The following is a 14,386-nucleotide window of genomic DNA, read 5'->3' on the forward strand; positions in this document are numbered from 1 at the left end:
ACAATATACAACATAAACATATGTTCTATAAAGAAAAAAGCACTTCATTCCTCCCACCTCTGAAGAAGTGGGCTTCCTGAAGCTCAATTCTGTGATTTTCATATTAATATTGCGAAGATCATCTTGATGTTTTCCCTTTAAAACTGGTTTGTTTATGTGATCCATGTTACGGAATAATTTCCATATATAAATTGACCTCCAAATTTGTCCAATGTTATATTTACTAATGCAGTAATTTACTAAATTACTGAATTTTCAAACAAAAAAAGAAAGGGGTTGTAATTGATGAAAATACCTACACATTTAAAGCATAAACCTGTTATTGTTGCTGAAAATTATGCCAATATTGATGGGCGCACCGCTTATCATACAGATGCACAGGGGCTCTCACTTGGCTTAGCTCAATGGAATGACAGAGGTAAGGTTGATATTTCTGCTAAAGTGTGGCGTCATACAGGTGGTAAATGGTCACGTCAATCGGAGGAATTACCACTTCATCGCGTGCTTGACCTCGCTATTTTAGTTTGTGAGTCTCAGCATTATTTTAAGGACGCTTATCGCTACGATCATTTATATGATGAAGAAAACCCTGTTATTAAACGTGTTGGCTTACAGGGGGATGCAATGACAGTGGAAGTATGTACCGACAATGAACAAATTAAAGAGGATATTAAGCTCTATAACCAAGCATTAAGTGCGGATGGTGAACTAATTGGTGAACGTCTGCGCACGCTATCACATATTTTAAAGGAAATGGGTTATTAAAACCCAAGAGGGCATGAAAATGGACCAACAAATTTTACATGATGATAAAAAGCTACAGAAAGCTTTTTTTAACTTTTTAATTCCTGTTATGCTAGCGAATGTGCTGCAATCATTAGGGCAAGTCTTTGGCATGTTTATAGTTGGGCGCAATTTAGGAGTTGATGCGCTAGCGGCAATTTCAGCATTCTTTCCATTTTTCTTCTTTTTAATGGCATTTGCTATTGGGATTGGCTCAGGTAGCTCGATTTTAGTAGGGCAAACATATGGGGCTGGGAATCATGAGAAGATGAAGGAGGTTGTTGGGGTAACATTAGCTTTCACGACGATTTTATCAATTGTCGTCGCAATTTTTGGTGGCTTTTTCATTGAGTGGATTTTACGTTTTATGCAAACACCTGCAAACATTTTAGATATGAGTATTAGCTATGCTCAAATTTTATTTTTTACACTACCGATTATGTTTTGGTATTTGGTGTACACTACCTTTATGCGTGGTGTAGGTGACTCTAAAACACCCTTTTTATTTTTAGTCACAAGTGTTATTTTAAATATCGCATTCCTACCACCATTAGTTTTTGGCTGGCTCGGTCTGCCTAAGTTTGGCTTAAATGGTGCTGCTTATGCCTCTGTTTTATCCAATCTAGTGACGATGTTATTATTATTTGCCTACTTGCATAGAACAAAGCATATTTTGCGCTTAGACAAATCAATTTTACAGCATTTTAAATTAAAGAAGGATATTTTAGCTTCATTATTAAAATTAGCCATTCCAGCAAGCATTAGTATGGTTGCGATCTCTGTTGCAGAAATTGCTGTCATTGGCTTCGTTAATGTTTACGGCTCCGATGCCACTGCCGCTTACGGTGTTGTCAATCAGGTCGCTAGCTATGCACAAGTGCCTGCGATGAGTATCGCTATTGCGACATCTGTATTTGTGGCGCAGGCTTTAGGGGCTAACTCTACAGAAATGATAAAAAAAATTCGTCAATTAGGTGTGCTTATTAACTATATTTTAGGCGGCACGATTATTTTAATTATGTATTTATTTGCGGAGCCTATTTTATCTTTCTTTATTGATCAACAGGATACGGTACTTATCGCAAAGGATTATTTATATATCGCATTTTGGAGCTATTTAATTTTTGGCCATACACAAACAGTTTCAGCTACAATGCGAGCTACAGGTGTTGTCTTATGGCCTACAATTTTCCTAGTCATTGCGATTTGGGTAGTCGAGGTGCCATTAGCGTTTGTTTTATCGCACTACACTACATTCGAGCTAAATGGCGTTTGGTTAGCTTACCCTACTGCCTTCTGTGTGCATTTTGTATTACAATACGCATACTTCAAGCTAGGTTGGCAAAAACGAACATTAAAAGCAATGCTCAGCGATTAATCTTTATGATTGTGTCTGTAGACAAAGCAGCACACGTAACTTTGTCTACAGCAATTTTTTATAGACGTTTGGGGTAAATAAATATAAACCAGAATTTGTTGATCCACATAATTAAGCTTTAGGCGGAATTATTCCCGAAACCAATAAGATAAAGAATACTAATCCAATGAAAAAGAATATAATTGAAGCAGTAAATATCGGACCTATTTGATAAGTGAACTGTTCCCTTTTCTGAATTATGCCTGTTTGCCCACTAACTTGAGATGTAAATAATCTAGTTATAGATCCACCACTACTTGAAAAGTAAAAAGTACCCCCAGCAAAAACTATACCAGTGAAAAACATTACCTCGATAAACCTTACGGAGAAAAATGAGGCAATAAAATAAGTGATTAAAACTTCTACAATAAATGCCACTATCATAATAATTAAATTTTTACTACGCATATAAACCTAACCCTCCTCCTAAATTGTATACTCCTTACTCTGTATACGATTGAACAGGAATTAAGTTCCATTTTTAGCTATATTAATAAGATTTCTTTTTTTGTATTCTTTATTGTTAATGGGAGAGAAATTAAATTAATGTTTGATGATTTTTTTCATGAGAATAGGATGTACTAACCTACTTTTCCATTACATCACATCCTTTTTCGCATAAAAAAAAGGCATCCTACTAAAAGGATGCCTTTTTTATGGTTACATCATTAAAATTAAAGTTTTACGATGTTTGTAGCTTGAGGTCCACGTTGGCCTTCTTCTACTGAGAATTCAACTTTTTGACCTTCTTCAAGAGTTTTGAAGCCGTCACCTTGGATAGCTGAGAAGTGAGCGAATACGTCATTTCCACCTTCTACTTCGATGAAACCAAAACCTTTTTCTGAGTTAAACCATTTTACTGTACCTTGTGTCATTTGAATGACCTCCATTAATTGTATTAATTAAAATCATATTACCAAAAGAAAATCCACATATTACAAAAAGCATCAAATAAAACACGATTACTCTTTGTAATATGTGAATTTATTGTTCTCTTGAAAACGATTTTATTACATTTACTATATACAATAAAAACACATTTGTCTAGTACTAAAGGAAATTATTAAATAAACAGTTTTCTTTCTAACCGGATACGTCATTAAATAAGTTCAATTAATAAGGTGCGATAATCTTTTTAGATCAACGCACCCCGTTAGTAAACTTAGTTTTTGACAAATATCTATTGTGGTTTCAATTGCCATTAATTTTAGACCAAGACCAAGACTAATAAATACAACGCCTGCTACCTTATTCATAATCGTATTAAACAGTTTGCTATCTTTTATGCTTTGTGTTGCTAACGTCGCTCCATATGTATCACAAACGTACCATACGAGGACAATAATCGAGAATGTCGCACCTAAAATTAGAAATGGTCATGAACCAAAGCTGTTATCTGCTGAAATGAATGGTGGTAAGAAGGATAATTAAAACAAAATATTTTTAGGATTCGAAACATTCGTCATTACACCTTGCATATAATCCTTTTTCATAGAGCCGCTAGAGGTACGCTTTACTTATAAGCCCTCGCTTTTTTTGAAAAGCGATTTTGCACCAATGTAAATTAAATAAATACCACCAATTACTTTAAGTACCGTAAAGAGTACAGCTGATTATGATAAGATAATCGATAGACCAGCAGTAGAAAGAATTGTATGAACTACAATGACTTTTGTTTTAGTTATCATGTGAAATGAGGTTTAACAAATGAGTTTTATTAAGCTAACGCAAGTCGAAAAAGCATATAATGCCCAGCAACCTGTATTAAAAGATATTAATATAACGATTAAAAAAGGCGAATTCTTTGTATTAGTAGGCCCATCTGGTTCAGGTAAAAGTACACTTCTGCGCCTTATTGCTGGCTTAGATAAAATGACGACCGGCACAATACAAATAAATGGAGAAACATTAGATATGGCTTCCCCTCAAGAACGAAATCTATCAATGGTTTTCCAAAATTATGCACTATACCCTCATCTAACAGTGGAACAAAATATTTTATTTGGTTTAAAAAGAAAGGGAGTTCATAAACAGGAGCAGCAAAAACGTTTGCAGGAAAGTGTTGAACTGCTCAAGCTGACTAATTATTTACATCGAAAACCAAAAGCTTTATCCGGAGGTCAACGTCAACGTGTCGCTCTTGCACGTGCTATTGTGAGCCAATCTCCGCTGTGCCTAATGGACGAACCTTTATCCAATTTAGATGCACAATTACGATCACAAATGCGGACAGAAATCAAACAACTACAAAAAAAATTGGGCTTAACAACTATTTATGTAACCCACGATCAAACAGAAGCGATGACCATGGGGGATCGAATAATGGTTTTACATAATGGATGTATTCAGCAAATCGGAACACCTCTAGAATTGTATAATCAACCAAAAAATCTATTTGTCGCAAGTTTTATAGGTTCTCCAACTATTAACATGGCAACTGCAGTTATAGAAGATTCTACGCTCATTATTGAAAATCAATTTAAAATGAAACTTCCAACTGATGTTTATGCACGTTTACCTCAACATACACCATTAACAGTTTGCGTTCGTCCAGAGCATCTCCAAAAAGGAGACGCTTTGCATCTTCCTATAGTAAATATTGAACAGCTTGGACATGAAACGCATATCATTGTTCGATTAGCAGATCGAACATGGACGATTAAATGGAGTGGCCAACATACCTTTAAAATCGGAGAAACACTTTCTCTCCAGCCTCAACACCTATTATTTTTTGATGCGGAAACAGAAGTATTATTATAATTTTCCCGATAATGTAAAAAAACTTGCCTTTTCGGCAAGTTTTTTTCACACCATACATTATTAAAGTGTTTCATATATAACTTGTCCCATTTGAGTGGCGTCATAATCTCCTAATGCGACTACTTCTGATTGGAAATCTGGTGAATTTAAAATCTCTTTTACCGATTCAATCAGCAGTTGGTTTTCGGGAGTTTTTAATAGGACAATATCATAACGTTCTCTAACAAGTGGTATAAAGTCAACTTCTATAAGTTTTGATATTTTTTCAATGCCTATTCCAATGTCTGCATTCCCGTTTGCGACAGCAGAAGCTACATCAATATGGCTCATTTCTTCTTCGTTATACCCTTCAATTGAGGATGGAGATATGTGATGTATGCGTAATTGCTCATCTAGGAAAGTACGAGCACCTGAACCTTTTTCACGATTCATCAATTTTAGTGATTTGGTCTTAAAATCATCCATTGATTGAATTTGCAATGGATTTCCTTTTTTTACATAAAAGCCTGCTCGGCGTGAAATCAGATTGAGAAGAATATAAGAGTGACTTACAAAAATCTTTTTCAAATAAGGTGTATTATATTCCCCTGTATCACCATCATACAAATGTAAACTAGCAATATCACATTCCCCATTATACAGCGCCATGACACCATTAAAGCTACCTTCATGTGAGCGCAATACTTTATTGGATTGTTTTTTCTCTATATATTTTCCTAATAAGTCTAAAGCTAAATCTTGTCCGCTAATTATAATTTTTTTATTGTTTGTCGGAGGAGTAGTCGAAGCAGTAGATGCAGTAGGAGTTGCCCCTGTCTTGCTCTTTTGGATATATAATTGTAAATCGGTTCTATCCACACGCATTTGTCGACCTACACGAAAAATGGGTAAATCCCCCTTTTTCACTAAATCATAGATCGTTAATTTTGAAACCTTTAATAATTGAGCAACCTCTTCAATCGTATAGGAATGTTCATGTGACATGTAAAAAATCTCCCCTTCTGCTTCTATTGATTCTATAGTAACGTAATTATAATATTTTTGGATCATCACCAAAACGTGTGGTTGATTTCCGTTCCGACTGGGCGCTTTGCTTTCGCTACAGAAAACATTTGTTGCTGACGCTTCGCTTTCGCACAGATAAAACATTTGTTGCCGCCGCTTCGCTTTCGCACAGATAAAACATTTGTTGCTGACGCTTCGCTTTCGCACAGATAAAACATTTGTTGCTGACGCTTCGCTTTCGCACAGATAAAACATTTGTTGCTGCCGCTTCGCTTTCGCACAGATAAAACATTTGTTGCTACCGCTTCGCTTTCGCACAGATAAAACATTTGTCGCTGACGCTTCGCTTTTGCGCAGAGCAAAGCTTCCTGGGGGCGTCCGATGAGACACTAATCCCCAAGGAGTCGCCCAGCCTCCACTCCAATTAACTTATTTACATAGTATACGGTTAACAAAAGTCATCCACAACTTTTGGTGATGAACCATATTTTTAACATCTTGAAAGTTTCTAGCCATTTGGTATTTCTTTTTTAGACATAACTAATTATAATTAGTTATGTCTTGTTATAACGAGTTATAAAAGGAGTATAATCAAAGTGAAAAAGTATTATAGTTTAATAGCTTCATTGTTACTACTGGTCGGCATTTTAGCAGGTTGTGGTAGCCAAGGAAGCAACAACAAAACAAACAAACCAGTCGAATTAACGATTTCCGCAGCAGCTAGTTTACAAGAATCATTAGAAGAACTTCAAAAAAACTATGAAAATGAACACGATACTATTAAAATCACATTTAACTTTGGTGGCTCTGGTGCTTTACAACAACAAATTTTAGAAGGTGCTCCTGTTGATCTTTTCTTTTCAGCAGCAGAGGATAAGTTTGATGAGCTAGTTCAAGAAGATTTAATCGATAAAAAGCAAGGAACAGATCTTTTAGCGAACGAATTAGTATTAATCGTTCCTAAGAAAAATGAAAAACAGATTCACTCATTTGAAGACTTAACGAAGGTTGATAAGATTGCCGTTGGTACACCTGAAACAGTTCCTGCTGGCAAGTACGGTATAGAAACATTGAAAAATATGAACCTTTGGGAACATGTAGAATCAAAAGTAGTGTATACAAAAGACGTACGACAAGTTCTAACTTATACAGAAACTGAAAATGTTGATGCAGGTCTGGTTTATAAAACAGATGCTCTTGTATCAGAAAAAGTCGATGTCGTTGCTACAGCCAAAGAAGATACACATACACCTATTATTTATCCTGTAGGTGTTATCAAAGATAGTAAGCATGCAAAAGAAGCGGAAGAGTTTTATCACTATTTACAAAGTGATCAAGCGATGAAAGTATTTAAAAAATACGGCTTTCAAGGAACTCATTAATAAATGAGTACGGATTTCTGGTCACCTCTTAAACTTTCTATCGAGATAGCCCTTGTGTCAGGAATAATTGTCATAGTAGCAGGTACTCTATTTGGTAAATGGATGGCAAAACGCAATTTCAAAGGAAAATTATTTCTAGAAACGGTGTTACTTTTACCATTAGTATTGCCTCCTACTGTAGTAGGATTTCTTCTAATTATTATTTTTGGCAAAAACAGCGTGCTTGGTAACTTGATTACATGGCTTTTTAACCAACCCGTTATGTTCACATGGTGGGCAGCTGTCATAGCCTCTACTGTTGTTGCATTTCCTTTAATGTATCAATCTGCAAAAACCGGCTTTGAATCTGTTGATGAGGACATTGAGAACGCTGCACGTGTTGATGGTGCTAATGAATGGCAAGTCTTTTTCTTTATTTCTATCCCTCTTGCATTAAAGTCAATTGTTTCAGGTGGAATTTTAAGTTTCACACGAGCTTTAGGTGAGTTCGGTGCAACCTTAATGTTTGCTGGAAACCTCCCAGGCAAAACGCAAACGACGCCACTTGCTATTTACATGGCGATTGGTTCAGGTAACATGTCACTCGCTTGGTCGTGGGTGATTTGTATGATAGGTATTTCCTTCCTTATGCTTCTGAGCGTTCATCTCATAAAGGCATAAAGTAAAACTTTAATTACTGACGAGCCTTTTCAGGATAAATAGAATAAAAGATGTAGTCGGTTCACTAAACTGTACCAACTACATCTTTTCTTTTTACCCTCCACTAATAGGTGGAATAAAGGCGACTGTATCCCCTTTTTTTACAACCGTTGCATCTGTTGCAAATTCCTCATTTACTGCTGTCATGACATGTTGTAAATGAACTTGTGGATATTGTATTTCCATCCATTCTTTAATTTGACCAATTGTTCGGTCTGACAGGTCTACACATAATTTTGACTCACCGATACTTTCTTGTAAGTGAGCAAATAGTAATATGTTAATCACAAGATTCCTCCTCACTTATTGATGGATTTCCTTTTGGATAAGGGACATTTTCTAATTGATCACCAATCCATTCGGTCCCATCTTCCCAATACTCTTTTTTCCAAATAGGCACAATTTGTTTAATACGATCAATAGCATATTCATTTGCTTCATAAGCTATTTTACGATGTGGTGATGAAACCGCAATTACTACGGCAATATCCGAAATTTCTAAATGGCCAACACGATGTGTAATGGCTACTTTTGCTTCTGACCATTGTTCTTGTATTTCTTCAGATATTTGTTCAAACATTTTAATAGCCATAGCTGGATAAGCTTGATATTCCAAATGTAGTGTTTTCTTTCCTTTGGTCATTTCACGCACTGTTCCGATGAAAACGGTGATTGCACCAGCATTTCGATCTGTTACTTTTTGTCTAACTTCTTCAACATCAATTGGTTTATCAATGATTTCAAACAACGATGTAGTCATGATTTTCTCCTCATTTCCTGCATAAGAACTTCCATATATTGTGCTTTTTCTTGAATTGAAAAAGTTGGATAATCTAACGGTTTATTTAGTGGATAAGTGGGCCAATAAAGAACACAGACGATATTGCTTACTTTTTGTAGTAAAGATTCATCTTCCGCCTTGCGCAAAAGAACAACCTTCGGATAATCTTCATTTTTATAGCCTTCAATGAGAATGATATCCATATTAAATGTTTCATAAATAGCTAGTATATCAGCAAGCTGCCAGTTACTTTGGTGAATACTCATGCGCAAAGTACCTTCTCCCTCAACTGCCGTTACACTTGCGCCAGCCTTCTCATGGCGAACACTATCTTTTGAACTTTCTATCATAGGGATACCACCATGTCCATGATGCTTGATTGTTCCTACACGAAAACCGTCTGTGGTGGCTTGTGTAATGAGTTGTTCCATTAACGTTGTCTTGCCACTATTTTGATAGCCTACGATTTGTAAGATTTTTCGATAATGTCCCATGGCCACTCACTTCCCTGCAAATCTTCTAGCAATAAGACAACAACTTGCATGCCTTTTTCGTAACCACGTGATCCACCTGGTAATACAATAAAAGAATTGGCCTCCGCTAAGGATGAAACGGCACTAGATTTATCGAACCCAGAAGGAACTGCAACTAATTGACCGTTTTCGTAAGAAGCATTCGCACGCACAAAACGAGTAAACGGATTCGGTTTTTTAAAGTCCGCATTTAAAACAGCCTGCTCTCTACGTAGATGAGGTTGCTTATTACCAAACGCCGTTCTTATAATAGGTCGTGTAAATAATTCAAAACCAACATAGCAAGCTGACGGATTACCTGAAAGTCCAAATAATAATTGACCATTTCGAGCCGCAACAGTCGTTACACTACCTGGTCGCATTGCTACCTTGTTAAAAAGTACTTGTGCGTCAATGGCTTCATAAATGGCAGGTAAATAATCGTAATCACCTACAGATACTCCTCCTGTTGTAATCAATATGTCTACTTCCTGAAGAGCTTTTTCGACAGCTTGAATACATAAATTTAAATCATCGCTAAATTTACCAAAATATTTGACGGTTGCCCCAGCACGTTCAATTTGAGCCATTATCATATAGGCATTGCTATTACGAATTTTCCCTGGCTGCAAAGCATCACTCGGTTCTAGTAATTCACTTCCTGTTGCAATTACGCCAACGATTGGTTTTCGAAAAACAGGTACTTGATCATAACCAAAAGTAGCAAGTAATGCGACAACGCCTGGATTGATGTATTGTCCTTTTTCAATAAGAATTGCGCCTTTTTGAACGTCCTCACCCTTATAGGAAATATTTGTTCCCGCTTCATAAGAGCGTTTAATTGACATATAACGTTGATCGTCTTCTTCAAAGCTTTGCGTTAATTCTAGCATAACGACTGCATCACATCCGTGTGGGATAGGAGCTCCTGTCATAATACGCACCGCTTCTCGATCACCTACTTCTCCTTCAAATACAAAACCCGCGCCAATTTCCCCCACTACTTTAAAGGTTACTGGATTTTCAGAACAGGCTTCTTGACTATCGACCGAGCGAATAGCATAACCATCATAAGGTGAACGATCAAATGCTGGTACATCTTGGTCCGCAGCAACATCTTCTGCTAAAAATCGTCCATGTGCTTGCTGTAGTGAAACGACCTCTACTTTTTCTTGGAATGCAAACTCCATGACCCGTTGAACCGCTTCCGCAACAGCAATTGGTTTTCTTTTTTCTAACATTTTAAAACACTCCTTTATCCGAATAAACGATAATAAATGGTTTTAGCTTTTTGTATATCTTTTACGCCGTGAATGACAACTCGTCCATCTTGGAAAATCACTAGTCGATAATCTTCTGCTTGGCAAGATAATAAATAGGGATTTTGTTGAATATCACCATAAGGACGAAGTTGGACAGCGAGCTGATCCAAATTATAGTGAATTGGTTTAGGTGGACGTATTTGAATAGCATCCCGACCACATAATACATTTAATTTTGTTTGATTTTCATATGACAAGTATGGATAGGTCGGATTTTTGCCACAGGATGGGCAATCATGATTTCGAATTTTTTCTACGTTTATTTCATAGTGTTGATTTTGCCAAACATCAAAAGTTAAATAACTTTTACGTAATGCCTCTTCATTGCCAACTAAAAACTTTAATACTTCAGCTACTTGATAAGCTGCTACGATTTGAACAGTAGGACTTATAATTCCTACTGTATCGCATGTCATCCCTGTATTAGGCATCGCTGCTAACAAACAATGTAAACAAGGTGTTTTACCTGGCACAATCGTATAAGTAGCGCCATAACTGCCAATACAAGAACCATAAACCCATGGAATTTGATATTTTTGTGCAAGATCGTTCATCATAAAGCGAATATCAAAGTTATCCGTCGCATCCACCATCATATCGACATCTTCAAGCAGTGAAATTAATTGCTCTGTACACGCATCAACAATATATTCGTTGATTTCTACCTCAGAATTAATGCTTTGTAGTCGTTTTTTTGCAGCGATTACTTTAGGGACTTTTTCTTGCGCATCTTGTTCCGTATAAAGTTGTTGTCTTTGTAAATTACTCCACTCTACATAATCACGATCAATAATCGTCAATTTTCCGATGCCTGCCCTTACTAGAGCCTCTGCGCTAGCACTGCCTAAAGCACCAACCCCTATCATCAGGACATGCTTTTGTTTTAGTAGTAGCTGCCCGTTTTCTCCGATTGGGCTGAATAATTGTTGTCTAGAATATCTATTATGCATAAACGTTTTTGCCTTTCTTTCTATGAATTTTAGTTTGACCTTTTCATTTATAGCTTTATAATAAAAGCAATGTTTTTCAGCAAAAACAATATCAACTCTATAAAAGGAGGCCTTTTACCTTGCATCCCACACATAGTCAACTTCCTATACGAGCTGCCATTTTAACAGTGAGTGACACACGCACGAAGGCGGATGATCATGGTGGTCAGCGTATTCAATCATTACTTCAAGAAGCTTCATTTGAATTAATAGACTATCAAATGTCAAAAGATGAACCACTTGAAATCTCAAACCATGTACAAAAATGGTGCGACGATCCTACCATTAATACCATTATCGTAACAGGAGGAACAGGGTTTACACCGAGAGACCAAACTTACGACACGATTCTCCCACTTTTCGAAAAAGAAATGATGGGATTTGGTGAATTATTTCGAACATTAAGCTTTGAAGAAATCGGCCCAAAAGCCATGTTTAGTCGTGCAACAGCAGGTAGTCGCGATAAAACGGCTATCTATGTGCTACCAGGTTCCACGAATGCCGTGACTCTTGCCATGACAAAACTGATTCTTCCTACTGTGCAACATTTTGTCGGTGAGTTGAATCGCATATGAAAATAGCTGGTGTTGTCTTAGCTGGCGGTCAATCTTCTCGGTATGGTCAACCGAAAATGTTTGAATTATTTGCTGGTCTGCCTTTATATAAGCAAAGTCTCATAGCCTTACAAAAAAATCAACTACATCCTCTCATTATTGCTACGAATGCTAGCTTGCAATCGAAGTTTGTAGAAGAAGATGTCCATTGGATCATTGAAAAACAGCCTCATCAAGGACCTCTGTTTGCCTTGCATAATATCATGACAAATTTTTCGGAAGTAGAGTGGTTTTTCGTAATAGCAAGTGATATGCCTTTTATTAATACAGAATTTGTCCAAACTATGCTAACATTTATCGATGATCGTTATGAGGCTATTGTTCCTAAACAAGCTTCAAGATTACAACCTCTTGCTGCTTTATATCGACGCAGTGCTTTACCAAAAGCACTGCAATTAGTCCAACAAAACAAGCGAAGTATGAAAGTCTTGTTAGAGCAACTTCAAGTGTGTTATGTTCCCTTTGAAGAAGATAGCTCAACATTTATCAATATCAATTCACAACAAGATTGGCTACAAACATTTGAAAGGAAATCTAATAATAATGAGTAATTTTACACACTGGAATGAAGAAGGTCGTCCTAAAATGGTCGACATTTCAGAAAAAACAATCACAAACCGTACAGCTATCGCTCGCAGTACAATCACGTTATCCGATGAAGTCTATCAAGCCATCCAACAAGGAGGCATTAAAAAAGGCGACCCAACGCAAGTGGCACAAATTGCCGGGATTATAGGTGCTAAAAAAACGGCTGATATTATCCCAATGTGCCATCCGATTATGTTACAAGGAACAGATCTTCAATTTGATTATACAAAAACAGAGGTTGGTTACGAACTACACATTCAAGCTACAGTGAAATGTAGTGGTAAAACAGGTGTCGAAATGGAAGCACTAACTGCTGTATCCATTGCTGCACTGACTTTTTATGATATGTGTAAAGCCGTCGACAAGTCTATGGTGATTAAAGAAACATACCTTGTTCAAAAAACAGGCGGAAAAAGTGGCAACTTTGTGCATAAATAAACAGAAAAAATCCGGCATTATTTTGCCGTTTTTTTTCTGTTTTTTTTACCATAAATCACTAATACCACTCTATTTCGTCTAACCACCGATGTGTGACATTTCAATTTTTGAGTTTTTCCGTTTTTCCATTGTCTGTTCATTTCGTTCATCGGAATAGCGATCTTTTCTATTTTCCCAGACGTTCGAAATGCATTGGGTGATCGTTTCATCATCTTCCCCAGACCTTAACAATTCTCGCAAACTCGTTCCCTCTGTTGCAAATAAACACGTATATAATGTTCCTTCTGCCGAAATACGAGCACGCGAACAAGTGGAGCAGAAAGAATCTGTTACAGACGATATCACGCCAATTTCACCTTGGGCATCCTCATATTGATAACGTGTAGCTACTTCCCCTTTATAATTAGGGTCGACAGGATGCAAGGGAGAAAATTGATGGACTTGGTCAACGATTTCTTTCTTCGACAGAACTTCATCAAGCCGCCAACCATTCGAATTACCAACATCCATATATTCAATAAAGCGAAGAATATGCTGTTTCTCTTTAAAATATTCTGCCATTGAAACGATATCTTGCTCATTTTTTCCTTTTTGAACAACCATATTAATCTTAACTTGTAAACCTGCTTCTGCCGCTTTTTCGATACCTTCTAATACCGCTTTCACTTTTCCTCGATGGCCATTCATCTCGAAAAAACGTTCCTCATTTAGAGAATCTAAGCTAATAGCTACTCGCGATAAACCAGCTCTCGCCAATTCATTTGCATATTTCTTCAACAATGTGCCATTGGTCGTTAAAGCAATATCCTCTACTCCATCTATGCGATGTATACGTTCAATTAATGTCGGCAGATCACGACGTAGTAAAGGCTCACCACCAGTAATGCGTACTTTTTTCACACCTAATGAAACGAAAATCTTTACTAATCGTTCGATTTCTTCAAAACTCAATATTTTATCGGACGGTAAAAAAGCATAATCTGGACCAAATACTTCTGCAGGCATGCAATATTGACAACGAAAATTACAACGGTCTGTTACTGATATCCTTAAATCTCTTAATGGTCTTTGTAGTTGGTCTCGTAGATTAGTAATG

Annotated in this window: 17 protein-coding genes; 8 read left to right on the forward strand and 9 right to left on the reverse strand. The window is 36.8% G+C overall.

All coding sequences use genetic code 11. The annotated features are described in order from the left end of the window. The first annotated feature begins 285 nt into the window (after window positions 1-285). Window positions 286-765 (forward strand): DUF6530 family protein, encoded by a 480-nt coding sequence (locus tag ACFXN8_RS02500; protein ID WP_376079023.1) that lies wholly within the window; start codon window positions 286-288, stop codon window positions 763-765. Window positions 766-784: 19 nt separating this feature from the next. Further along, window positions 785-2,161, forward strand: coding sequence for an MATE family efflux transporter (locus ACFXN8_RS02505; RefSeq protein WP_386842544.1), 1,377 nt, complete (start codon window positions 785-787; stop codon window positions 2,159-2,161). A 111-nt stretch (window positions 2,162-2,272) separates the two neighbouring features. On the opposite strand, the gene ACFXN8_RS02510 is transcribed toward ACFXN8_RS02505, so the two are convergent. Together ACFXN8_RS02510 and ACFXN8_RS02515 are read right to left on the reverse strand one after the other, a co-directional pair. Next, a complete protein-coding gene (locus ACFXN8_RS02510) occupies window positions 2,273-2,608 on the reverse strand; it encodes a hypothetical protein (protein WP_386842546.1) in 336 nt (111 codons plus the stop codon). Window positions 2,609-2,874: 266 nt separating this feature from the next. Further along, window positions 2,875-3,075, reverse strand: coding sequence for a cold-shock protein (locus ACFXN8_RS02515; RefSeq protein ID WP_053484870.1), 201 nt, complete (start codon window positions 3,073-3,075; stop codon window positions 2,875-2,877). An 832-nt stretch (window positions 3,076-3,907) separates the two neighbouring features. On the opposite strand from ACFXN8_RS02515, the gene ACFXN8_RS02520 reads away from it, so the two are divergent. Beyond that, window positions 3,908-4,960, forward strand: coding sequence for an ABC transporter ATP-binding protein (locus tag ACFXN8_RS02520; RefSeq protein WP_386842548.1), 1,053 nt, complete (start codon window positions 3,908-3,910; stop codon window positions 4,958-4,960). Between the two features lie 60 nt (window positions 4,961-5,020). Here the strand turns inward: ACFXN8_RS02520 and ACFXN8_RS02525 are convergent, their stop codons facing one another. Continuing rightward, complete coding sequence (locus ACFXN8_RS02525; RefSeq protein WP_386842550.1) at window positions 5,021-5,944, reverse strand: substrate-binding domain-containing protein; 924 nt, start codon at window positions 5,942-5,944, stop codon at window positions 5,021-5,023. Between the two features lie 617 nt (window positions 5,945-6,561). Here ACFXN8_RS02525 and modA point away from each other — a divergent pair. Both modA and modB read left to right on the forward strand, forming a co-directional pair. Continuing rightward, entirely contained in the window at window positions 6,562-7,347 is a 786-nt protein-coding gene (gene modA, locus ACFXN8_RS02530; RefSeq protein WP_386842552.1) for a molybdate ABC transporter substrate-binding protein, read from the forward strand. 3 nt (window positions 7,348-7,350) lie between these two features. Next, a complete protein-coding gene (modB, locus tag ACFXN8_RS02535; RefSeq protein WP_376075227.1) occupies window positions 7,351-8,007 on the forward strand; it encodes a molybdate ABC transporter permease subunit in 657 nt (218 codons plus the stop codon). A gap of 93 nt (window positions 8,008-8,100) precedes the next feature. Here modB and moaD read toward each other — a convergent pair whose 3' ends face one another. The 5 genes from moaD to ACFXN8_RS02560 are packed head-to-tail and all read right to left on the reverse strand — an operon-like array spanning window position 8,101 to window position 11,611. Beyond that, the gene (moaD, locus tag ACFXN8_RS02540) at window positions 8,101-8,334 is read right to left on the reverse strand and encodes a molybdopterin converting factor subunit 1 (protein ID WP_376075225.1); all 234 of its coding nucleotides are present in this window, start codon (window positions 8,332-8,334) and stop codon (window positions 8,101-8,103) included. Then, window positions 8,327-8,806, reverse strand: a complete 480-nt coding sequence (locus ACFXN8_RS02545; RefSeq protein ID WP_386842555.1) for a molybdenum cofactor biosynthesis protein MoaE — start codon at window positions 8,804-8,806, stop codon at window positions 8,327-8,329. Before ACFXN8_RS02545 ends, moaD begins: the two co-directional genes overlap by 8 nt. Beyond that, window positions 8,803-9,321 (reverse strand): molybdopterin-guanine dinucleotide biosynthesis protein B, encoded by a 519-nt coding sequence (gene mobB, locus ACFXN8_RS02550; RefSeq protein ID WP_386842557.1) that lies wholly within the window; start codon window positions 9,319-9,321, stop codon window positions 8,803-8,805. Before mobB ends, ACFXN8_RS02545 begins: the two co-directional genes overlap by 4 nt. Beyond that, window positions 9,288-10,580, reverse strand: coding sequence for a molybdopterin molybdotransferase MoeA (locus tag ACFXN8_RS02555; protein WP_386842559.1), 1,293 nt, complete (start codon window positions 10,578-10,580; stop codon window positions 9,288-9,290). Before ACFXN8_RS02555 ends, mobB begins: the two co-directional genes overlap by 34 nt. Window positions 10,581-10,594: 14 nt before the next feature. Next, complete coding sequence (locus ACFXN8_RS02560) at window positions 10,595-11,611, reverse strand: thiazole biosynthesis adenylyltransferase ThiF (protein WP_386842561.1); 1,017 nt, start codon at window positions 11,609-11,611, stop codon at window positions 10,595-10,597. A 119-nt stretch (window positions 11,612-11,730) separates the two neighbouring features. Between ACFXN8_RS02560 and ACFXN8_RS02565 the strand changes: the two genes are divergently transcribed. From ACFXN8_RS02565 to moaC, 3 genes are read left to right on the forward strand one after another with little or no spacing between them, the layout of a single operon-like run. Next, on the forward strand, window positions 11,731-12,225 hold the full coding sequence (locus ACFXN8_RS02565) for a MogA/MoaB family molybdenum cofactor biosynthesis protein (RefSeq protein ID WP_386842563.1): 495 nt from the start codon (window positions 11,731-11,733) through the stop codon (window positions 12,223-12,225). After that, window positions 12,222-12,815 (forward strand): molybdenum cofactor guanylyltransferase, encoded by a 594-nt coding sequence (locus tag ACFXN8_RS02570; RefSeq protein ID WP_386842565.1) that lies wholly within the window; start codon window positions 12,222-12,224, stop codon window positions 12,813-12,815. The genes ACFXN8_RS02565 and ACFXN8_RS02570 overlap by 4 nt, the downstream gene beginning before the upstream one ends. Beyond that, on the forward strand, window positions 12,808-13,290 hold the full coding sequence (moaC, locus tag ACFXN8_RS02575) for a cyclic pyranopterin monophosphate synthase MoaC (RefSeq protein WP_376075212.1): 483 nt from the start codon (window positions 12,808-12,810) through the stop codon (window positions 13,288-13,290). The genes ACFXN8_RS02570 and moaC overlap by 8 nt, the downstream gene beginning before the upstream one ends. Window positions 13,291-13,368: 78 nt before the next feature. On the opposite strand, the gene moaA is transcribed toward moaC, so the two are convergent. Beyond that, a complete protein-coding gene (gene moaA, locus ACFXN8_RS02580) occupies window positions 13,369-14,385 on the reverse strand; it encodes a GTP 3',8-cyclase MoaA (protein WP_386842751.1) in 1,017 nt (338 codons plus the stop codon). Window position 14,386: the final 1 nt, after the last annotated feature.

Source organism: Lysinibacillus sp. NPDC059133, from assembly GCF_042755925.1.
GTDB lineage: Bacteria > Bacillota > Bacilli > Bacillales_A > Planococcaceae > Lysinibacillus.